Below are 19,249 nucleotides of genomic sequence, written 5' to 3'. Positions count from 1 at the left end.
TTCACAGCCACACGATCAGGGGCAAGTCGGTCTTGCCATTGGCGTCGATCCCGGAGTTGGCCGGCAGCTTGGCCGCGTTGACGGCACCGTGGATGAACCGGGCGCCGCCGACCTTGGTCAGGGTGTTGCCTGTGTTCGGGTCCACTGCGCGCACCGAGCTGAACAGCAGACCCGCGCAGGTCTGAGTGCCGTCCGCAGCCGCATCGGAGTACGGTCCGTAGAGGCCGGACGCGGTGATCTTGCCGATCGCGGTACCCGACGGGATGTACCCGTTCGGGAAGTGCGTGGCCTTGGTGAACTTCGAGATATCCAGCGTGATACCAGGGGTGATGTCGACGCCGTGCTGCCCAACGAGCCACGACCGGTCCTCGACCTGGTAATTGCTGGAGCGAACAGAAATGTCAGTCGACATCGCTTACTCCTAATCCTTGATGTAGCCGCGACGCTTTGCCTCGGCCAGTCCTTCATCGCGCCCGGACTTCGCCGGCGGCTGCGATCCTCCTTGGCCCCACTGTCTGGGTTGCGGTTCACCGGGCCCCTGGCCACCGAAAGCGGTTGCGAGACTGGTGAGATGCCCGATGAGCGCGTCCTTGTCGAACTTGCCGTCCTTGACGAACGTCATCGGGTTGATGCCAGCGAGGACAGCTGACCGCTGTGCCTCTTCCTGCACGAACTGGCCCACGATGGCATCGGTGAGCTGACCGGCCCACTCCGCGGCGGCCTCTTGCGCGGCCGTCGCAGATGCTTCTGACCGAGCGTCCTCGAGGGCACGCTCGCTCGGCTGCAACTGGTTTCGCCGCGCGTCTTCGGCATCCTTCTTCCACTGCTTGGCCTGCTCCGGAGTGATCCCCTCATAGGCGCGGAGCGTGTCGCTCTTGCGCCGGTCGTGGAACTTCCAGTACGCAGCCTGCTGCTCCGCGTTCATTTCCGCGATCGGCGTGTTCTCCGGGAAGCCCCTGTCGGGCAACGGATCTACCGGCGGCGGATCTGCAGGAGCGGGAGCTGGCGGATCACCAGCCGATGGCTCACCGAGTGGCTGAGATCCGCCCATGACGGGCCAGATCGGGCCACGGCGCCCGATAGCGAGTGCCTGCAGTCCAGTGGTGGGATGGAACGGTAGGTCGGTCACTGATAACTCCCCTGTCGGGATGGGAACCCATGTCGGGTCCAACCGCCGGTCATGGCGGAAGATCTGTGCACGCAAAACAACCCCGGAGCTCAGCTCACGGGGTTGTCGAAGGGGTGCTAGCTAGGCAGCGTGCTTCTGGTAGTCGGTGAGGCGCTCCAGCACCCAGTCACCGAGCTTCCAGAATTGCCCGCTTCGCGCCAGCGCGATACCGGATTGGACCTCATCGGACTTGAGGTCATTGTGGTCGATGCCGAAGAACAGCAGGTCGGAGACGGCCACATAGGCGTCTTCGCGGATCAGCGTCTCGATGTCGCGACGCCCCTGCTCGGGCAGCCGCGGGCCCAGCCGGCCATACAGCCGTGCCGCAAGCTCGCCCATCTCCACACTGGCCACTTTAGCGCAGCGGGTAGCCCGTGACGATCATCCACGAGTTTCTACCCACCTGACGTACGACCAGCTCACCGGCCGTTCCGTTGTAGTAGCCACTCAAGATGAACCCGGCACCGGGAGGACCGGCAGGACGTGCCGAGGTCGGATTGTCGATGATCGCTCGTGCCCAGTCCTGAACGTCTGATTCCTGCCAGCTGGGATCGAATTCGGACTTGCCCCAGTTCGATCCGTAGCGATGGCCGCCGTGTGGCGGCGAGTAGTCGAAGTCGGGATTTGAAGCGGCCTTGGCGACGAGACCAGCGATTCGTCTGGACTCTTCCGGCGTTACGTCGCCGTCCAGCAAGGACAGCGCATCCTCGGTCGTGAAGTCGTCGATCTGGCTGCGTGTCGCGGGCGGTGTGTAGCCGTCGAACTCGCCGAATTCGTCGTCGCCGTCGGGCCCGAGCATGCCGGTGACGCGGTTCGGCGGTTTCGGCGGTTTCCCGTCGTCACCGCTTCCGGTCCGCGGCGGAGTCGCGCTGTCGCCACGATCGTCGCCGGCCTGCCTGCGCAGCTTCTCGATGAGCTTCTCGTGATAAGCGATCTTCGAGGAGCCTTCGGGCTCGCCGTCGGAACGCAGCCGCGCCAGGTTCTCCTCCATCACGCGCAGCTGGTGCTTGGCCACCTCAGCTTGGGCTGGCTGATCGGACTGCAGCGCTGTCCCGCCGACGCGCACCTTCGACTTGGTGGTGCGCGGCTTGTACTTCGACTTCGGCACCATCACTGGTCCCAGCTCGCCGTGCTGGTCCACCTTGTAGCGGGTCCGTTTGAGGTGCGCCGAGGACGTTCCGCCGGCGTCCTTGTAGAGCTGGTTCAAGTCGACGGCGTTCAGGTCGTCGGCCGGGTCGTAGTCCTCGGTGATGGCGGCGATCGTGCACTTGCAGTGCGCGTGGATCGGCATCAGCTCGGCGACGTGGTAGATCCGATCGGAGGCAGCGATGCACATGCCGCAGGTACCGCCACGGGACAGTTCCGGATGGATAACCCGCCGGTACCCGATGATCTTCGTCTTGGCCTGTGGGCGGCCGTCGAGATCCACTGGGTCGGCCGCGGACACCAGCACCTGTTGCTGTGCAAGCCGTTGCGCAAGCATCAGGTTGTCATCGATCAGATCGTCGATGCGCTGCCCGGCCATTGCCGCCGCCTGGACATCGGTGGCGCCCTGCGACTTTGCGTACCGGTGCACTGCGGCTGGCCGCTTGAAGACAGCCAGCGTGCTCATGTCGGCTTCTGACACCCGAGCGGAACCGCCCGCGTAGTCGACGTTCACGACATGCTGACGCAGAACGAGTAGGCCGTTCTTGATGACAGCAGCCGGTGCGCGGACGTTGAGCGGTACCGACTGTGTCGCCGGTGCTTTCACTCCAACCGCGGCCAGCTGATGCGCCTGACCGACCGCTGCGGCCTTCGCCGCCGCTTGCTGCGCCGCGGCCATAATGCGCGCGGCCTGGACGGCGAATTCAGCGACCGCGGTCTCGTCGTAGGGGTTCACCGTCGCCCAGAGCTGGTGAATCGCCCGCTTTGCGTGGGCGGACGCCCGGTCCCTGGCCGAGATGATGGTGTCGGCGGCCGCCGCGGTGGCGGTGACCGCCTGCTCCGCACTAGGTTTCGGCGTCTTCAGTTCTGCGATCTGTGCGGCTGCCTGTTCGAGTGCCTGCCGGTACGTGATCGGTGGGCTAAGCGGCGCCGACATTGGCCGGTTCCGCCGCAGGCGTGGGTGCCGCGGCCGGTTGCGCCGGTTGCGTCGGCGTCGTCGGCGCACCAGGCAGCAGGATCGCCTCGGCCGCCATCTGGTTGATGTTCTCCTCGGTCTCCTCTGGCGACATCTCCCAGATCTGCTCGTTTCGCTGCTGCAGAGACAGCGTGCCGACAGCCTGCGACGACGCCGACGCCTTCTCAGCCAAGGTCCGGAACTCGATGGGCCCCCAGTGCAGCTTGATAGAGGTACCGCGATCGGCCTCGCCGGCGAACGCGAAGAGGATGCGCCACAGCAACTTCATCTGCGGAGTCGCACGCGAGCGCCGGTCACGGATCTTCGACGTCGCCGACTCACGCATCAGGCCGGCGCCCTCAGCGGATCCGTTGGCGGCATCGGGGGTGATCAGGTGCAGCGGCGTGGAAGTGACGGCGGCGAATTCCTTCACGTCGTCGCGTTTGGCATTCAGGATCGACGACAGGTCCAGTGCCTGCGACTCCCAGAACTTGAATCCGTCCGGGACCTTCCACAGAGCACCCGGGTGGGCGCTGAATACGGTGGACGCCAATGCCTCCCAGTCGACCGGCTCTGCCGTGTCGTCGTCATCGTCGTCCTCGTCGTCGTCGCCGATGATGGCGCGTTGACGGAATGCCTGGTACGCCACGATGATCAGCCGCTTCAAGGTCATGTCGTTGATGCGGTCGAGCAGGTCCAGGTGACGTTCGTACTCGCCGAGTCCGTGCGGGTTGAGGAACCGGACGATCGGGATGCCGCCCAGCTTGTCCAACCCGTCGATCAGTTCGGGCTTTTCGGGATCCTTCACCGCCCACTTGGTGCCGTCGAAGTCGACATCCCAACGGCGGCCGGGCAGAAACAGGTGCGCGTGTTCGACCTCGTCGACCAGGTCGTAGTCCTTGACCAACGCGGCGCGCAGTCGAGTGGGGTTGGTGCGGTCGGGTATTCCGATGCAGCGACGCGGGTCGATCGCATGCGCGGTTGGGGTGTCCCCGTTGTTGTCGACGGCCATCGCGAATGCTTCGCCCATCGAGAACTGGTAACCGAACAGGTCTTTCGTCATGGCACCGAAGCCGGACTCGTCCATGATCCGAGCGCCCACGTCATCGCCGCCGGCGTCGTTGTCGACGAGCGTAGAAACGGCCTGCTGCTCCATGCGATCCAACATGGCGTTCACACACATCGGCGCGTAGTTGCAGCGCGCTTGCCGAATCACATCCCGGAACGCGTCTTCGTACCCATCTGCCACCTGCGGCAGCGGAGCGTCACCGACGTTGTAGGACCACAGTGTGTCCAGCACCTCGTTGCGAGGGCGGATGGCCACCGGGCGATGGAGCTTGTCGGACCACTCCGGCCGTGTCGCCTTGGTGAAGCGCGCGTTGAGTTTGTCGAACCACTCCTGGGGGGTGAGCTCCGCCAACTTGCCACCCTCCTATCTGATTCGAGCGAACACACGCTTCTTCGGCTTCGGCACTTTCGGCAGCACGTCCATGCGGGCCTGCCACGACAAAATCCCGGCCATGCAGAAGTCGAACTTCCGGTCGGGGTGAATCTTGGTGAGGATCCAGACTTTCTCACCGGTCTCCTCGTTGGCGACGAGGTTGGTGCTGCGCCGGCCTGCGTTGCGCAGGTGCCGGGTCAGGTCGCCGACGTTGGCCAGGTCGCCATCGTTGTCGCCGGTCGGGCTGTTGTGCTTCACGCTGCCCGAGGCGATCGCATCCTCGTACGCCTGGATGGCCTTGAACATGCGGCGCCGCTGGTTGGTCCAGAACTCTTCGACCACATCCGGATGGGTCGCCGCCCACGAGCCGATCGTGTAATTCCAGTGCGGCGGATCGGCATACAGCTTGAGCACGCGGAAACGCTTGAACAGTTCCTTGCGCTTCTCGTTGACTTCGAGCTCGTCGACTTCCCAGTCGTCCGGCGCGTCGTGGGGTCTTTCCCAACCGCCTTCAAGCTGTTGGAGACCCGTCTTCACGTCGGTAACCACGAACCCTGTCGCGTCCCGCTGCCGCGCACCGTCGAACCCGATCGTGACGAATGCTCGCGGCGGGATGACATCGGGCACGTACAGCTTGTTCCAGCGACCGATGTCGAAAGCTTGCGCGGACTGCTGCAACCAGCGGTTGGTCCACACCCGCTCGAGGTACCCCTTGTTGGCCTTCGGCTTGTCCCACCGTGCGGCGATCTGCTCAAGGTCGGTGCGGCTGGCCAGATCCGGACCAGACGCCTCGCGGATCGCCTCCACGCGGTCGGAGAACTTCCGCATGTCCCAGCCGTCGGACGCCTGGCGGTGGAAGTAGAACGTGTCCGGCCGCTCGACTTCATTGCGGGCCATCGCTTCTGCTTCGAAGTGATTGTCCTCAGCGACGGACTCCTGGCCCGGTTCACCAGCGGTCGTGACAGCCATGCCCCACGGGTCCTGGGCGTACCTCTTGCCGAGGTTCTCGTCCATGGTCGTGACGGCGGCCTTCTCCGTCGGCAGATACAGGCGGTGCGTCTCGTCGTAGCCGTTGAACGTCGTGCGGCCACCGTCATTGGTGTCCGGCGCCGTGGCAACCGGTATGCACTTGCCGTCGGCCTTGCCGTCGGGCCCAACCCGCAGGATCCGGTCGACACCGACATCGAACGCATCCGGACCGATGCAGTCTTCACCGCACCAATGGCACAGATCCCCTTGGCACTCTTCGCAGAAGCACCGCGCGATGCGGGCGTTCTCGCAGATGACCTTCAGCGCGCCATACGCCAGTTCCTCAACCTGGATCTTGGCGTTGGCCAGCAGCGGGATAAACGGGTCGACGACCGGCCGGCCCAGAGCCAGTGAGCCGTCCGCGTTGTACCCGTTGAACCGTACCGGTGCGTGCGGGTGCAGCTCGGCGAAGCCGATCTGGCCGAGGTACTCGGTCTTGGCCGCGCCCTTGCGGATGGAGACGTTGGTGCGTTTGAAGCGTCGGCGGCCGGCGTTGCGATGCTTCTTCGGCCAATGCTCGTACGACCGGTAGGTGACGTACTGCCAGTCCTCGGACATCTTGTACGGCTGGCCCTTGAGGTCGCCCGGGCCGAACACCGAGTGAGCCTCGAGGAAGTCGCAGACCTGTTCTCCGAGCGTCGGATACAGGATGTCGCCGTCCGGCGGGACGATCAGCTCCATCGCGCGCTACTGCACGGCTGCTAGGCGCCTCTTGCGCGGGTCGACGCGGGCGGCCGCCTGGGGGGTCGCCTTCGCCGCCGTCGTTGAGGTTGCGCCCGCCGACGCTCTGCGCGCCGCGTTCTGCTTCTCGCCCTCGACCCGCAGCACTTCCCACTGCAGAGTCCGCCGCGCCATCGGCGTCAGCCCGAACTGCACCAGGATCTGCCGGTACTCACCCGCCAACGCCTTCGCGGCGGTCGGCTTCGTCTCCGGATCCAGCATCATCTGGTACAGCCGCGCCGCGACGTACAGCAGGTGCGTGTCGACGTCGATCCATTCCTTGCGGGGCTCCGACGTCCACAGGTCGTCCCACCACGCGACCACCTCGGGGTACCAATCGATACTGCTCGGCAGCTTCGGCTTCTCCGCGGTCTCGGCGTCCGGCTTGCTCAGCGTCGCGCGGGTCGTCGTCTTGTTCCGACGTCCACGGAGAGTCGGGTCCTTCGCAGTCGGTCCGGGCATGGCGGGCTCCTATGTCAGGAAAGATGCAGTTCCCATGTCGGGAGCGATGAAAAATGTTGCGGCACAACAGATCTGATCGGTCCAAATGCCCTGCGCGGCAGGCGTTTTCGGGGCTATCGGCGCCGCTCTTTTCGGGCGCCCGAAAATTTCCCCAACCCGTACAGAGCATTTTTCACAGAACTACGCGGCGTCCCCTCTTGTCCCCGGGGAGGGGGTGGAGGGCCTGGGGGTCAGGCGCGGCGCGGCGACGGCTCAGGAGGGCCGATTGCTGGGGCCACGATCGACGGTGCGCGCCTTGTGCTCGTTGCACGCGTCGCATGCCGCCTGCCAGTTCGTCGGCTCGTAGGCGAGGTCTGGGCGCCGCGCTGCTGGCTCTCTCTTGTCGACCGTCGTCGCGTACCCGGTGCAGATGCCGGGGTACTGGATCTGGCACTGGTAGCCGGCCGCCTGCAGAACCTGCGGGCGAACTTCCTCTTTCCAGCGCCTCTCCGAGGTGATGCGACTGGACGCCGTGCGTTCGCCCGCCCAAGCGACTGTGTGATCTGGGCAGTAACGCGTGTTCCGGATCAGGTTCGGGCAGTTGCCGTTGTCACCTGGGCAGCGGCGTGGGGCGCGGGGCACCTACTCCTCACGCTCCCGACCGTCGAGGCTGTGGTGCGTGTACAGCCAGCCGAACGTCCCGTCGTCGCGCTCCACAGGTTCAAGCGTTGGGCCACAGACACAGTCAGCCGTCAGTGGATGGTCGATGAGGTCGCCGCGCGGAGTGACGTGAACGTCGTCTGCAGTGGCCCGCTCTGCCATCCAGGCCATCAGTGCTTACCCTGTTCGGTCGCAGCGTGGCCTGGCCATGCACCCGTGGCGCGGTGATGGAGGTTGGCGCAGAGGCCGTCGAGCTGGTCGCCGTGTACGTACTTGCCGAGTTCCGCTCGGCAGCGGTTGAAGTCGCCTGGTGTGCCCCAGTCGATCTTGGCCGCGCCCTTGCCGTGCGCCCAGTACTCCATGAGTCGCTGGGTGGCTGCCGCGTCCTTGGGTGTGGTCTCACGTCCTGCGGTCATGTGGCATCAGGGCTGGTACACGATGGGCCAGGTGGCGATGAGGTCTTCGATCATCTCGGTGTGCAGATCGAACAGGTCTCCGGCGCCGCCGATGTCGATGATGAACCAGCTGAGTTCATCGTCGTCTACATCGGGCTGGACGCTGGACGCTGGTGCCCGCACTGCCAGCACGCCCTTCGTGGCTCGGACCGTGCCGATCGGATCATCAGGTGCAGCCATCGCACACTCCCGGGGTCGTCATACGCAGAACGCCCCGGGCCGGAAGGCTCACGGGGCGTTGCGTTCTCAGTACCCGGAATTGGGCACAGTTGTCCTTGCCTGCACTATACGCGTGCGTGCCGATCGGTCAACGCAGCGACACGCCACTGCCGTCAGGCTGAGCACTTGCCGGGATCACCACCGTGCTCGCATCGGTCCGGGGCGTCCAGGATCGAGCGTGACGCCTTCCGGAACTCGGCCCAGTCGAGCGCGAGTTGATCAACGGTTACGGGCTGGTCGTAGCGACGCGCGAACAGGTGCTGACTCGCTGAGTCCGCACCCATCAACGCCGCATAGCCCGTCGCGAGAACGTAGCTCTCCATGAGTACTTCAGCGGCCATCGTCGGTTCCTCCTTACGTCAACTGCCGTTGCATGTGTGCTCGTAGCGCTCAGGGTCGCTGGTGCGATACCGGCGCGGCTTCGGCTCGAATCCCATCTGTTGGATGAGCCAGCAGAGAATGCAGTCCATAGCCACTCCTTACCTCAGCCTGCGCGGTCGGAGCTTGCGCAGCTTGCGGTTTCGTCTCTCCCGACTGTTGCGGCGTTCCTTCTCCGCAGCGATCCCAGCGGCATAGCCGTCCTGGTACGCCACGTGCAGCTGCTCGGCGATGCAGCCCACCTGCTCATCGGGCTCAATGTCCTCGTCATCGTCGCTGTTCATCACACGTCCCCTACGTCAGCCTGCCGTCTGGCCCCAGGTCGGTGCGTGTGACGGTGAAGTGCTCATTGGGGCGTAGTTCCAGTTGGTCGACAGCCTGTTGGAACTGCAGGCCGTCGCGCATGAGTTCGTTCACCCGGCGCGCGTCGTCGGGATCGTTGAATTCAACGTTGAACGAGGCGCTGCTACTGATCGGGTTGTCACTCATCTCGTCATCGTTCCTTACGTCAGCCCGCGTAGTTGGCGAAGATGTGGAACACCAGCGAGCCGAGGAACACCGTTCCGATGAACTGGCCCTCGTCTGCACCATCCAGCGCGTGGCCTGTTCCTCTGGTGCTGACGCGCACCTTGCGGGGCGACATTTCGTCGTCGTGCTCGGCCCAGACCATGATGTCGTCGCCTTGCACGCCAGCACTGAGCACCGGGCCGCGTAGCGAGAGTATCTGCTCTTCCTGGGGGTCGAGCTTGTACTTGTAGATGAACTTCATGGTTATCTCCTTACGTCAGTCAGCTGCTCACGAACTCCGTGCAATTGCAGGCATAGTCGCCACCTGGTGGCTTGTAGGCGATGCAATGCCCGTCGTGGAATGGGGAGTGCGCGTATCTCTCATGTCCGCACCGCGCACAGAGGTCTTTGACGCCGCGGTGACGCAGTTCCTTCGCGGCGCACAGCATGCGGAAGTACGCGCCGAGCGCCTCGCGCTCGTCGTCGGTGAACGGCTCGATCGAGCAGAGCGTGACACCCTCGATCGTCGTGCTGAACTGAGTGGCATCGCCGCCGCCTACCAGGTCATCGCGGCCGGTTGTTCCGTGCCAGTCGGGCATCGTTCGTCTCCTTACGTCAGCTCGGAATCGGTTACGCCCAGGGCCTGGAGTGCCTCGCGGGTCTCCCGCTCCAGGGCGTCCTCTTCGGTGCGCCCAACACAGAACTCGCCGGCGACCTGCATCGACAATCCCCAGACGTGGTCGATGGCTTCGTCGCGTGTCATCGCCGTTTCGGTTGGGACCGCGTCGTAGGTGGCCGCGAAGATGTCGGGCTTGCACGGGTAGAACTCACCCGCGACACCTCGGATGATCCAGTCGCCGGGGATTGCCGCCATTGCACCTTCGAGGGTGCTCACCATCAGCACGTGCGTGTCGCGGCGACAGGCATCGCCATCCGGGCAGTGGTAGGTGATGGTGACGCCGTTTTCGAGCGCCCAGTTGATGATCGGCGTGGCCGCATCAGCCGTGCCATCCCACAGCATTGCATCGATCTCGACGGGTTTCTTGCGGTACTTCTCTGGTGCCGACATCCGAATTTCTCCTGTGGTTGTTTGGCCGATACTGAGTGATTGCGTCATCCGGCCTTGTGGTTTCGGCGTTGGTCGTAGTCCATGACCGATCCCCACAGCACGACAGCTGTGCCGTCCGCGAGGATCTTGTGCTCGATGTGGCCGCGTTGGATCCAGTCGTGGACGTTGCGGGGCGTGCACGGGTAGTACTGCGAGATGTAGTGGGCGCAGTCGCGGACACTCACCCACTCCTCAAGGTCAGGCTGTGGCGCCGAGCTGGGTTTCACCCAGTGGTGCCCGTACTTGATCCATTCGGCGTCCTCAGCGGCCAGTGCCGCTTGGGGATCGGGCAGAGCGCCGAACACCAGTGATTCGCAGAGGGACCTGTAGGCGAGTGCGATGCGTTGGATCTGGCCGAGTTTCGAATCACCACGCCAGGGCCACCGTTCTGGGGTGGTGTACTCGTCGGGCATCAGGCGACCCTGTCGAGTGCCGCGAGGAATTCGTCGACCGTGAACCCGGCGACGGTGGCGGCTTGGGTGAGGCGCCAGAGTCGTTCGGCCGCCAACCACGAATTCACCTGTATGCGCCACTCCTTCTCGGCCAGAAGCCATTTCACCGTGTCCAATTCCTGCTCACGCAACACCTTCATGTAGAACTCCGATCGTTTTTCCAGCTCTTTGTGACGCTCAAGGGGATATCCGCTGGCTCCGGGTGAGCCCTTGGGGCAGCGGGTGCAGTAGATGAGATCGGCGCCGTGGTCGCGGTAGAGGCTGCGGTATCCGCACCAATGGCATGGGGTGGCCATGTGGTCGCGTTGGTCGCGTTTGCGTTCGCCTCGCATGCCGAGGACCAGGTCGTGCAGCTTCCACAGTTCGAGTGCGATGTCGACGCCGGACATTAGGACGTAGCGGCCGCCGGTGCCGTCGAGTTCGTTGCCGTCGCGGTCCAGGCCGCGGTACTTGCCGGGCCCGATCTTGACGTATTCGGTGGGGTCTTCACCGTGGACCTCACCGGAGCGGTCCCAGCGCAGCACCCAGTCGGCGGGGGCTTCGAGCAGCACCGACAGGTTGGGGTGGACCAGGGCGACACCGGCCTGCAACCTGCGACGCCGTTTGGCCGGCGGGTTGTGGTCCTTGTCGATGGCGGCAGCGACGATGTCCGCTGCCAGGTCGACGAGTTCGACCATCTGGACCTGCTTGGCTTCAGCGTCGGTGTTGAGCGGGACACCCGGGCTGGCCGTGTACGACACCCGGACACCTTGCTGGGATTGCTTCTCCCCGAGTAGTCCGTCCAGGGCAAACCAGTCGTCCACGAGGCGGCCGATGATCTTCGAGACGTGCTGAGTGCACTTCTCGCACAACTGGCCTTCGTCGGTGACGATCGCGGCGTGCTTGGTACCGCGATTGTCGAGCTCGGTGCCCAAGCATCGGCCCGCGTGCACCACGCACCTGTGCAGCTCGGTCACTGGACAGCCTCCACGGTGATGCGGGCGCCTATCGCGTCGGCGTAACGCAACAAGGTGCTGATGTTCGGTGTGCGGTAACCACGTTCGATGTGGCACACCATCGGACGTGTCACGCACATGCGTTTGGCGACAGTGGCCTGCTTGAGCCCCTTCGCCTTACGAATGGCAACGAGCTGATCGACGACATCGGTGACTGATGCGGTCACGCGCTGGCCTCCGATGGGGTCTTGGTTCGGGACACGCACGGGCAATGCCGCTGCTTCCGCACCGTCCTCGGCCCGGACGGTGACGGGACCTGCACCTCGAAAGTGCACACCTCATCGGGTTGAGCACCGCACTCGGTGCACGGCCGATGAATACACCCGTCATAGGCCGCGGGGATGGTTCGGCCACCACCCAGATCGTCGTAGCTGCTCACAGGCACTCTCCTGCGTGAATGGTGAAGCAATCCGGGCATTTACGTTCGTTGCGCTGTGGTTCGTCGTCCACAGGCTCGGGGCATGTCGGCGAGTGGACCCAACCGTCGTCCTCGCTGGCACGGAGTTCTGTGCCGGCCGGGAAGAACTCACCGCAGAATCCGCACACACCCGGGTGCTTGGCTTCGAAGCTCATTGGGATGCCCCCGCGGCGTCAGCGGCAGCCGCGAGCAGAGCCGCAGCGAATGCTTCCGCGTCGCTCGGCTTCAGCGGGTCGTCATCGCCGTTGTCGTAGTCCAGATCGGCGCGGATGTCGCCCCACTTCTCGCTGAAGATGACGTGAGAGTCCCCGACCTCCCACACCCGCTCCTGGTGGCGCGGGTGCAGGACCGGATCCGGCAGTTCCACGACGGCGATACGGGCAGCCTTGAGCGCAGCGAGGACGACTCTGGCGCGGTGCGGCCAAACCTTCTGCGACCACGAGTCAGGTGCGTCATCCGCATCGATGCGGAGCGCTTCGGCGATGACGGCTTCGATGCGATCGCTCATCGCCGGTTCCTCTCGTCGATTTCGAGCTCACCGAGTCCGGCGACGGCCTGAGCGGACCGCAGTGCCGCGGCTTCGGTGGCGTACCCGCGCACCGACTTGGCCAGCGTGGCGTGATTGCCGGTTGAGGTGATCCACCAGACCCACGTGCCGACCATGGTCTCCTGCGCGTACACGGACGCCTTCGGTCGTCCCGCCGAGCTCTCAGCGGGCCGCTGCGGGTCCGTCCAGGTGTTTCCACACGGGCAGCCGTGTTCGTCGCCCTGGTGCCCGTCTGGCCGCACACAGAGGCATTCGTGGTTGCTTTCCTCGCTCGTACCCCCGGACGAATTGCATTGGCCGTCGCGCCGTGTCAGAGGGCCGCAGACGGCCGCGGCTTCGGCCGCGCGGTCCTGGGCGATGCGGTCTCTACGGTCATCCATCGGTGTTCTCCCCTGGTTCGGTCATGGGTGCTGGTGGCGCGGCGGCCCGCTGCCGGGCCACGATGTCGGCGATCCGCTGCGGATTGTTGGTGATCCGGCCGAAGGTGGCCCGGGCGCCGGCGAACGCCGCGATGGCTTGGCGGCGCGCTGCGGTCACCGCGGGGGCCTCGTCCGGGGCGGCCTTCGAATCGCACAGTGCGAGGTACTCGTCGGACGGGCGGCGGTCGCGTTCCCGGCGCATCTTGCGGACCCGCTGGTACACGTGGCCGGGCTGAATCCAGGTGTCCGGGTGCTCGCGTAGGTGGTCTCGCACAGCCTCGAGCGCGAGATCCAGTGGCAGTTCGCCGATGACGGCCTGCCAGATGTCGACGTCCGCCTTGCCGACGGTGCGCCGGTCTGCCGCCGCGACGGCGGTGAGCACGTCGATCACGTCGTTGCGTTTCACGCCAGCTCCAATCTCGGCCCGGCATCCGGTTCCTTGAGCGCCTGCACCGCGGCGACGCGCTGGTCGGTCGTCGACGGCCGCGACTCGGGGGCCGGTCGGTACCGGGAGCCACGGGCCGCGACTTCGCGGACACGGTTGCGCCAGGTGGCGTTCCAGTCGACCTTGCGTCCGCGGGCGCCGGGCACGCCGCGCCAGTAGTCGACGAATTCGCGGTGCACCGACTCCAGGTCGACGCCAGGGCATTCGAGCTTCATCGCTTCGATGACGGATCGATCCGGCATCCAACCGTCCGGCAGACGTGTGCCTCTCGCGGTGCCCTTGGGCTTCTCGGCATCAGCGGCGGGCTTGCCCGACGCCTCGGGTGCCGGTGACGGGTCTCCCCCCACACCCCCCTCTACCAAGGTGAGTGAGAGATCCTCCTCTGTTCCCCTGTTCCTCTGTTCCCCTGTTCCAGGCGCGAGGTTTCGCGAATCCTCGCGAGGCTTCGCGTCGGGCTCGCGAATGATGGAGTCTTTGTAGTTCATCGTGCCGTCTGGCCTGGGGAAACGTCCTGATTGCGGCTTGTCGACCCGCTGGATGGTCTCCCAGAACGAAACGAACAGCAGCGCTGTGTCATTCGCCTCGTAGCGCCAGATGAGACCACCGCATCGAAGCTCGGTGAGCGCTTCGGACACCCTCGCGAGGGTTCGCGAAGGTTCGCGAACGAGGTCGCGCTGGAACAGATCTCCGACGATGAGCGCGATGTCGTCCTTGCCGACACCGTTGTCATCGACGAACGATTCCAGGCCCTTGAGGACCAGTCGGGCGTCCCAGCTGACCGACGCGATGCGCTCCGAACGCCAGAACTCTGGCTTGGTTGACCTGATCCTCAAGTCGTCAGTCCCTTCGGGCAGTCAGGGTGATGAGATTGTGTTTTCACGTGCCAGCCGCAGGCCGGGCACCGACCCATACGCATGCACACGTGCGGTGGCCACAACGGTTTCGGAGGACCCATCAGTGCTCCCCGCTCGCGACCGCCAGCAGGACATCGCCGTGGCACTGCAGACCGAGCCAGTCGCGGCCGCCGCCGGGCAGCAGCAACGCGGGTGTGCACCAGCACGCGAGGTCGCGGCCAGCCAGCTCACGCTGGACGTCGTCCTCGGTGTACGGCAGGCGGCCCTGGATCAGGTCCTGGTAGTAGCAGCGGGTGGCGGTGCGGTGCGCGTACTCGGACACGACGAACGAGCCCGCGGTGCGATCGTCGGTGGCGTGCTGGACGCGATGCCACTTGCCGTCACGCACGATGCGCCAAGGGTTCCCCCACTTGCTCGGCCGCCCGACATACACCGCACCCGGTGTCATGCCCGGTGCACCTGCACGACGCTGACGCTGGATCCGCTCAGGCACAGGTCCACCACCCCGAGCGCGAGGTGAGTACCGACGCCAGCGTCTGGCCGCCGACGGTAATCGTGGGGGCGATCACCGCCTGCAGCTGCTCGACGATCTCCGGCGGCGGCGTCCACAATCCGAGAGCGCCGCGGCACTTGGGCTGCTGATTCAGTGGGATTGGGCGCGGGTTGGCCAGCACCAGATGCCAGCCTCCCGGCTCAGCCCACTCGCTCGCGCAGCATGGCTCGTCCTGCGGAAAGCAACTGTTCGACATGTGCACGTCGACCAGGTCGACGACGCCTAGGATCACGCCGTAGTCGAATACCCGCGTGGCCGTGACCCATTCGGGTGCACGCATCGGCAGCCGGGCCAGCGCGTCCCGGTCGGGCGTGAGCCCCGCGTGGATCGCGACCGGACCGCGGTACTTCCCCGCGATATTGCGGGTGCGGTTCTCAACGTTCTTGCGCTGGTTGACGATCTGCCACGCCCAGGGCTGGCGGACGGTGATTGCGCGTAGGTCAGGCACAGTCGGTCTCCAGTGGTGTGTTGCGGAGGTACTCGACGAGTGCGGCATCGGCGACCAGGACGACGCCGCGCAGCACGGTGATCGTCTCTCGGGCCGACTGGAATTGGCCGGCACGCAGCTGGGCATCGAGAATGTCGAGGCCGCGCGACAGCTCCGCCGTGGATTGCAGTGCCAGACGGCGATTCTCCCGTGCCCTCACCTGTTGTCCTCACTCTCGTCTTCGGCGGGTTCCTCGTATCCCGGGCAATCGCAGATAAATCCGTCGGCGTCGCGGTGCTGGCAGCGGTACCAACCAGGCCCATGCGGGTGGCCGCAGAGTGCGCAGTCAGCCATTCGCCACCGCCGGGTACTCGTCGAAAGTGCGGCCGTCGTGGTACAGCTCGCGGCCTGCGCGCCCCTTGCCGACGCGGTACATCGATGTGGGGTGGTGGTGTGGGAAGTCGGCCCGCTGCGCTTCGCCGCGGCGGGGGCCGTCGGGGTAGTCGAGATCGCCGGGTTGGTAGGTGTTTCCGTCGTCGGTCATGGTGATGCCGCGGCTGAAGTCGTACGTGCCGTTGACGATTGGCGCCATGGGTGTCCACTCGCCCCATTGTTTAAACAGGAACGGCACCCCGGCCGTCTCGCACTGGCGGTGCAGCGACCGCACCCAGTTGGGGTGCATCGGCCGGGCGCGGTGGCCGGATTCACCGCCGACGATCACCCAGTGCAGAACATCACGCGCCCGCAGCCGAGCAGTAACCATCGGACCATCGCCCACTGTTCCGAGTCCAGGTGTGAATGGCGGAACCACACTCTGCCACGCAGCATCGTCGGGAGGCTTCCACAAGCGGAGCGACTGACGCAGGTCAATCGGGCCGAGTAGTGGTTCGGCGCTGATGAATCGGACGGCGGCCGGGGTGTTGAGCAGTGCGGGGATGCGGATGTCGGCCCACTGCTGATTCTCGGTCGACACACCGAGCCATACGTTCGGCAGGGGCCACGTCAACGGGGTGTCTCGAATCCAGGCGTAGTCGATCGAGACGAGGTGGTCGTACATGCGGCGGCGGAATACGTCTCTGTTCAAAAGTGCCCGCATCCGAGCGTGACGCTTGGTGAGTACCTGGAAGGTGTGATGCTGTGCGCGAGCCATGACGGCCCACACGTTGGCGATGTAGTCGTCGGGCACCTGGTCGTGGAACAGGTCGCTCATGCTGTTGACGAAGATCCGGCGCGGCCGGGTCCAGCGGAGCGGCTGGTCGAGCTTCTCGGGTCGGAGCTGCACGTCGAACCCGCGCTCGAAGTAGTGGCCCGGTGTGCCGCGCCAGCGTTCGGCGAATGTCGACGCATAGCAGTTCTGGCACCCGGGGCTGGCCGGGCTCAGCTTGGTGCACCCAGTGACCGGGTTCCACGTCGCCCCGGGTGTTCCGTCGTCGCTGCGGGTCCATTCGATCTTCGTGCGGTCGGACATCAGGCATTCACTTTCGCTGCAGCAAGGATGGATTCGGCGAGTCGTTTGATGTGTTGCGGCTGCTCGGCCGGGGTGGCGGTGCCGTTGTGGGTGTCCGGTTCGATGAGCTTGTCGGACTCCATCGACTTGATGTTCAGGGTGTCGAGGATGACCGGGTCGGAGCCGTCCTTGGTGACGCAGAAGTAGGCCAGGACGCCGTTGGTTTGGCCGGGCCTGCCGAGTCGGCCGATGGCCTGGCGGTGCACGCCGGGTGACCAGTCGAGTTCACCGAACACCAGGGTGGAGCAGACGTCTTGCAGGCCGTCGAGCCCTGCGCCGGACCGCAGCGACATGATGAGGACGCGGGCATTGCCTTTCGTGAATGCTTCGAACGCTTCAGCTTTCGCGTTGGCCGATTCGGTGCCCGTGTACATGACGGGGTTGAATTCGCGGAGGCGTTCCATCCAGATGTCGTAGACACTGCGGTGCCAGCCGAGCAGGAGTACTTTCTCCTGGCTGGACAGGAGCATCCGCACGAAGTCCGCGACGAACGGTGCCTTGGACACCCCGGTGGCCTGGCGGAGTTTCCAGTCCAGTTCTGCTGAGGTCTGCCACTTGGTGGTGTTCGATGCGTCGGCGGACAGGATGAGGCGGGCCATCTCGATGGCGTTGCCGGACAACTCGTTGAGGATGTTCGCATCGGACGGGACGAGCTGCTCGATGCTCTCGATGGCCGGCAGTTGAATACCGACGTCGGCGCGGGTGCGGCGCAGGAACAGGCCGCGGCGGGTGAGGTGTGAGCGCAGTGCTGCGGGGTTCTTGATGCGCACCTTCGAATCGCTCTCCCGGCCGTAACCGGCACCCGACCATTCGCGGAGGAATTCGGAGCGGCCACCGAGGGAACCGGGCTTGATGATGTTCATCACCGAGAACATTTCGCCGCCGAAGTTGTACACCGGTGTGGCCGAAAGCCCGCACACTGTTGCGCCTTTCGCCACCAGCTGCTCTGCGCCCACATACTTCAGGGACTCGGTGCGGCGCAGTTCCTGGATCTCGTCGAAGATCACCGTGTGCGCGAAGTCGGCGAGCATCGGGCCCAACGCGGCCAGCTTGGCGTAGTTCATGACGATCAGGTCGTAGGCGACGTGGTCGCCGCCCTTGGTGATGCGGCGTAATTCCTTGTCCGGCTTCGTGGTTTTCAGTTCCACCCCGGTCAACTGGGGGTAGAACTTGCCGAGTTCGCGGAGCCACTGGCCGGGCAGGCCGGTGAGCGTGACGGCCACCGCGGGCCGCGCGGCCGGGTCCTCGAGCAGTGCCAGGGACATCAGGGTCTTACCCAGGCCGAGTTCGTCGACGATCAGCGTGGATCCGGTGGTGCGGATCAGGTCCGTGGCCAGACGCTGGTAATCCCGCAGCGGGAACGCCGGGGTTAGCCAACCGGGACCTGGGGTGAGGAACCCGGTGCCGGCGCGGATCCGGTCCACCAGCACCTCACGCTCATTGGCGGCTTGTGCTTTCGCCGCCAGCTCCGCGCGGTCACCGGTGGTCATCTCAAACGGCCAGCGCTGCAGCACCCACTCGATCTCCTGGGCCATCTCCTCAGTCGCCGTGACCGCGAGTGAGTCGGCCTTCGCGAACGCGACACCCGGCAGCACACGTTTCAGCCGCATCATGACGTGCGGTTCGGCGGTCAAAATCCACCAGTGCGACTGGCGTTTGATGGTTCCAACGGCACTCACAGGCAGCCTCCAAGGTGAATAGCCAGCACGGGCTTGGTGTGGATGATCTCGGGGATTGCGGCGGCCAGGACGCGGCGGCCGGACGCCAGGACGATGGCGTCGACAGTGTCGTGTTCGGCGTAGCGGCCGAGCTGCCGCAGCACCGCGTTGCGTGCGCCGGCGACCTTCACCTCGATCGCCACCGACAGGCCGTGCACGTTGACCATGAAGTCGGGACGGTCCCGACTCGACAAGGCACGCTCCCGCTCCGCCAAGAACCGGACCGGCAGCACATCCCAGATCGCCTGCTGCAGTTCAACCTCAGACGTCCACTGGTAGGTGAACCCCGAGAGGTACTCCGCGACCGCCTCAGCCGCTTCCGCGCCCGTCATCGAGCCGCCTCCGCAGCCTGGGCGCCGGCGACGAGGGCAGCGGCGATGTTGCGGGCCACCTCCGGGGTGATAGAGCGGTAGTCGAGTTCCAGCCGACCCTCAGCGGGAAAGAACGACACTTCACCGTCAAGCCACTGCAGGCATTCGGTTCCGAATGACTCGGTGACGACAGGCTCAGGCAGTGCCACCACCACGTAGCCGCCTTGGCCGAGTGCCGCCAGGTGCGCGGTGATAGCCGCCTCGGCGAGGTGTTCGGTGTACCCGAAACCGTGCTCTGGCTTCCAACCGCGCGCGTTCCGGATCGCTTCGGCCACCTTCTCGCGCGCGTCACTCATCGTGTCCTCCTGGTCCACAT

Annotated in this window: 30 protein-coding genes; all 30 read right to left on the bottom strand. The window is 65.3% G+C overall.

What is annotated here, in order from left to right; all coding sequences use genetic code 11:
• Position 1 precedes the first annotated feature (1 nt).
• The 30 genes from A5784_RS13405 to A5784_RS13255 all read right to left on the bottom strand — a co-directional run bounded on the left by A5784_RS13405 (position 2) and on the right by A5784_RS13255 (position 19,229).
• Entirely contained in the window at positions 2-412 is a 411-nt protein-coding gene (locus tag A5784_RS13405; RefSeq protein ID WP_064945396.1) for a head decoration protein, read from the bottom strand.
• 9 nt (positions 413-421) lie between these two features.
• Positions 422-1,129: a hypothetical protein gene (locus A5784_RS13400; protein ID WP_156750539.1), complete on the bottom strand. Its 708-nt coding sequence runs from the start codon at positions 1,127-1,129 to the stop codon at positions 422-424.
• Positions 1,130-1,249: 120 nt separating this feature from the next.
• Positions 1,250-1,513, bottom strand: coding sequence for a hypothetical protein (locus A5784_RS13395; protein WP_156750538.1), 264 nt, complete (start codon positions 1,511-1,513; stop codon positions 1,250-1,252).
• 10 nt (positions 1,514-1,523) lie between these two features.
• Positions 1,524-3,251 (bottom strand): EndoU domain-containing protein, encoded by a 1,728-nt coding sequence (locus A5784_RS13390; RefSeq protein ID WP_064945393.1) that lies wholly within the window; start codon positions 3,249-3,251, stop codon positions 1,524-1,526.
• Entirely contained in the window at positions 3,235-4,689 is a 1,455-nt protein-coding gene (locus A5784_RS13385) for a phage portal protein (protein ID WP_064945392.1), read from the bottom strand. Before A5784_RS13385 ends, A5784_RS13390 begins: the two co-directional genes overlap by 17 nt.
• 12 nt (positions 4,690-4,701) lie before the next feature.
• Positions 4,702-6,420, bottom strand: a complete 1,719-nt coding sequence (locus A5784_RS13380) for a terminase large subunit domain-containing protein (protein WP_064945391.1) — start codon at positions 6,418-6,420, stop codon at positions 4,702-4,704.
• A 6-nt stretch (positions 6,421-6,426) separates the two neighbouring features.
• Positions 6,427-6,921 carry a phage terminase small subunit gene (locus A5784_RS13375; protein ID WP_064945390.1) on the bottom strand — a complete coding sequence of 165 codons (495 nt, stop codon included), beginning with the start codon at positions 6,919-6,921 and terminating at the stop codon, positions 6,427-6,429.
• Between the two features lie 621 nt (positions 6,922-7,542).
• On the bottom strand, positions 7,543-7,731 hold the full coding sequence (locus A5784_RS13370) for a hypothetical protein (RefSeq protein ID WP_197514735.1): 189 nt from the start codon (positions 7,729-7,731) through the stop codon (positions 7,543-7,545).
• Positions 7,731-7,976, bottom strand: coding sequence for a hypothetical protein (locus A5784_RS13365; RefSeq protein ID WP_064945389.1), 246 nt, complete (start codon positions 7,974-7,976; stop codon positions 7,731-7,733). The genes A5784_RS13370 and A5784_RS13365 overlap by 1 nt, the downstream gene beginning before the upstream one ends.
• Before the next feature lie 6 nt (positions 7,977-7,982).
• Positions 7,983-8,195 carry a hypothetical protein gene (locus A5784_RS13360; RefSeq protein ID WP_064945388.1) on the bottom strand — a complete coding sequence of 71 codons (213 nt, stop codon included), beginning with the start codon at positions 8,193-8,195 and terminating at the stop codon, positions 7,983-7,985.
• 152 nt (positions 8,196-8,347) lie between these two features.
• A complete protein-coding gene (locus A5784_RS13355) occupies positions 8,348-8,575 on the bottom strand; it encodes a hypothetical protein (protein WP_156750537.1) in 228 nt (75 codons plus the stop codon).
• A gap of 138 nt (positions 8,576-8,713) precedes the next feature.
• Positions 8,714-8,896 carry a hypothetical protein gene (locus A5784_RS13350; protein ID WP_156750536.1) on the bottom strand — a complete coding sequence of 61 codons (183 nt, stop codon included), beginning with the start codon at positions 8,894-8,896 and terminating at the stop codon, positions 8,714-8,716.
• A 10-nt stretch (positions 8,897-8,906) separates the two neighbouring features.
• Positions 8,907-9,101, bottom strand: coding sequence for a hypothetical protein (locus tag A5784_RS13345; protein ID WP_064945385.1), 195 nt, complete (start codon positions 9,099-9,101; stop codon positions 8,907-8,909).
• Between the two features lie 19 nt (positions 9,102-9,120).
• Positions 9,121-9,381 carry a DUF7352 domain-containing protein gene (locus A5784_RS13340; RefSeq protein ID WP_064945384.1) on the bottom strand — a complete coding sequence of 87 codons (261 nt, stop codon included), beginning with the start codon at positions 9,379-9,381 and terminating at the stop codon, positions 9,121-9,123.
• 19 nt (positions 9,382-9,400) lie between these two features.
• The gene (locus A5784_RS13335; protein ID WP_064945383.1) at positions 9,401-9,718 is read right to left on the bottom strand and encodes a hypothetical protein; all 318 of its coding nucleotides are present in this window, start codon (positions 9,716-9,718) and stop codon (positions 9,401-9,403) included.
• An 11-nt stretch (positions 9,719-9,729) separates the two neighbouring features.
• Complete coding sequence (locus A5784_RS38780; RefSeq protein ID WP_197514734.1) at positions 9,730-10,236, bottom strand: hypothetical protein; 507 nt, start codon at positions 10,234-10,236, stop codon at positions 9,730-9,732.
• Positions 10,233-10,640 carry a hypothetical protein gene (locus A5784_RS13325; RefSeq protein ID WP_064945381.1) on the bottom strand — a complete coding sequence of 136 codons (408 nt, stop codon included), beginning with the start codon at positions 10,638-10,640 and terminating at the stop codon, positions 10,233-10,235. The genes A5784_RS38780 and A5784_RS13325 overlap by 4 nt, the downstream gene beginning before the upstream one ends.
• The gene (locus A5784_RS13320) at positions 10,640-11,635 is read right to left on the bottom strand and encodes a hypothetical protein (RefSeq protein ID WP_064945380.1); all 996 of its coding nucleotides are present in this window, start codon (positions 11,633-11,635) and stop codon (positions 10,640-10,642) included. Before A5784_RS13320 ends, A5784_RS13325 begins: the two co-directional genes overlap by 1 nt.
• Entirely contained in the window at positions 11,632-11,841 is a 210-nt protein-coding gene (locus A5784_RS13315) for a helix-turn-helix domain-containing protein (protein ID WP_197514733.1), read from the bottom strand. The genes A5784_RS13320 and A5784_RS13315 overlap by 4 nt, the downstream gene beginning before the upstream one ends.
• Before the next feature lie 402 nt (positions 11,842-12,243).
• Positions 12,244-12,600 (bottom strand): hypothetical protein, encoded by a 357-nt coding sequence (locus tag A5784_RS13305; RefSeq protein ID WP_064945377.1) that lies wholly within the window; start codon positions 12,598-12,600, stop codon positions 12,244-12,246.
• The gene (locus tag A5784_RS13300; protein ID WP_064945376.1) at positions 12,597-13,019 is read right to left on the bottom strand and encodes a hypothetical protein; all 423 of its coding nucleotides are present in this window, start codon (positions 13,017-13,019) and stop codon (positions 12,597-12,599) included. The genes A5784_RS13305 and A5784_RS13300 overlap by 4 nt, the downstream gene beginning before the upstream one ends.
• On the bottom strand, positions 13,012-13,464 hold the full coding sequence (locus A5784_RS13295; RefSeq protein ID WP_064945375.1) for a hypothetical protein: 453 nt from the start codon (positions 13,462-13,464) through the stop codon (positions 13,012-13,014). The genes A5784_RS13300 and A5784_RS13295 overlap by 8 nt, the downstream gene beginning before the upstream one ends.
• The gene (locus tag A5784_RS13290; protein WP_064945374.1) at positions 13,461-14,336 is read right to left on the bottom strand and encodes a hypothetical protein; all 876 of its coding nucleotides are present in this window, start codon (positions 14,334-14,336) and stop codon (positions 13,461-13,463) included. Before A5784_RS13290 ends, A5784_RS13295 begins: the two co-directional genes overlap by 4 nt.
• A gap of 121 nt (positions 14,337-14,457) precedes the next feature.
• Positions 14,458-14,850, bottom strand: a complete 393-nt coding sequence (locus A5784_RS13285) for a DUF4326 domain-containing protein (protein ID WP_064945373.1) — start codon at positions 14,848-14,850, stop codon at positions 14,458-14,460.
• The gene (locus A5784_RS13280; protein WP_232006031.1) at positions 14,843-15,358 is read right to left on the bottom strand and encodes an ASCH domain-containing protein; all 516 of its coding nucleotides are present in this window, start codon (positions 15,356-15,358) and stop codon (positions 14,843-14,845) included. Before A5784_RS13280 ends, A5784_RS13285 begins: the two co-directional genes overlap by 8 nt.
• Complete coding sequence (locus A5784_RS13275) at positions 15,351-15,557, bottom strand: hypothetical protein (RefSeq protein WP_064945372.1); 207 nt, start codon at positions 15,555-15,557, stop codon at positions 15,351-15,353. The genes A5784_RS13280 and A5784_RS13275 overlap by 8 nt, the downstream gene beginning before the upstream one ends.
• Before the next feature lie 126 nt (positions 15,558-15,683).
• A complete protein-coding gene (locus A5784_RS13270; RefSeq protein WP_064945371.1) occupies positions 15,684-16,805 on the bottom strand; it encodes a DUF5131 family protein in 1,122 nt (373 codons plus the stop codon).
• A complete protein-coding gene (locus A5784_RS13265; protein ID WP_064945370.1) occupies positions 16,805-18,523 on the bottom strand; it encodes an SNF2-related protein in 1,719 nt (572 codons plus the stop codon). Before A5784_RS13265 ends, A5784_RS13270 begins: the two co-directional genes overlap by 1 nt.
• Positions 18,520-18,894, bottom strand: coding sequence for a hypothetical protein (locus A5784_RS13260; RefSeq protein WP_064945369.1), 375 nt, complete (start codon positions 18,892-18,894; stop codon positions 18,520-18,522). Before A5784_RS13260 ends, A5784_RS13265 begins: the two co-directional genes overlap by 4 nt.
• The gene (locus A5784_RS13255) at positions 18,891-19,229 is read right to left on the bottom strand and encodes a hypothetical protein (RefSeq protein ID WP_156750535.1); all 339 of its coding nucleotides are present in this window, start codon (positions 19,227-19,229) and stop codon (positions 18,891-18,893) included. Before A5784_RS13255 ends, A5784_RS13260 begins: the two co-directional genes overlap by 4 nt.
• Between the last annotated feature and the right edge of the window lie 20 nt (positions 19,230-19,249).

Origin of the sequence: Mycobacterium sp. 852013-50091_SCH5140682, assembly GCF_001665685.1 — a bacterium.
Taxonomy (GTDB): domain Bacteria; phylum Actinomycetota; class Actinomycetes; order Mycobacteriales; family Mycobacteriaceae; genus Mycobacterium.
The sequence above is the reverse complement of the archived record's forward strand: the minus strand, read 5'-3'. Positions and strand labels throughout refer to the sequence as shown.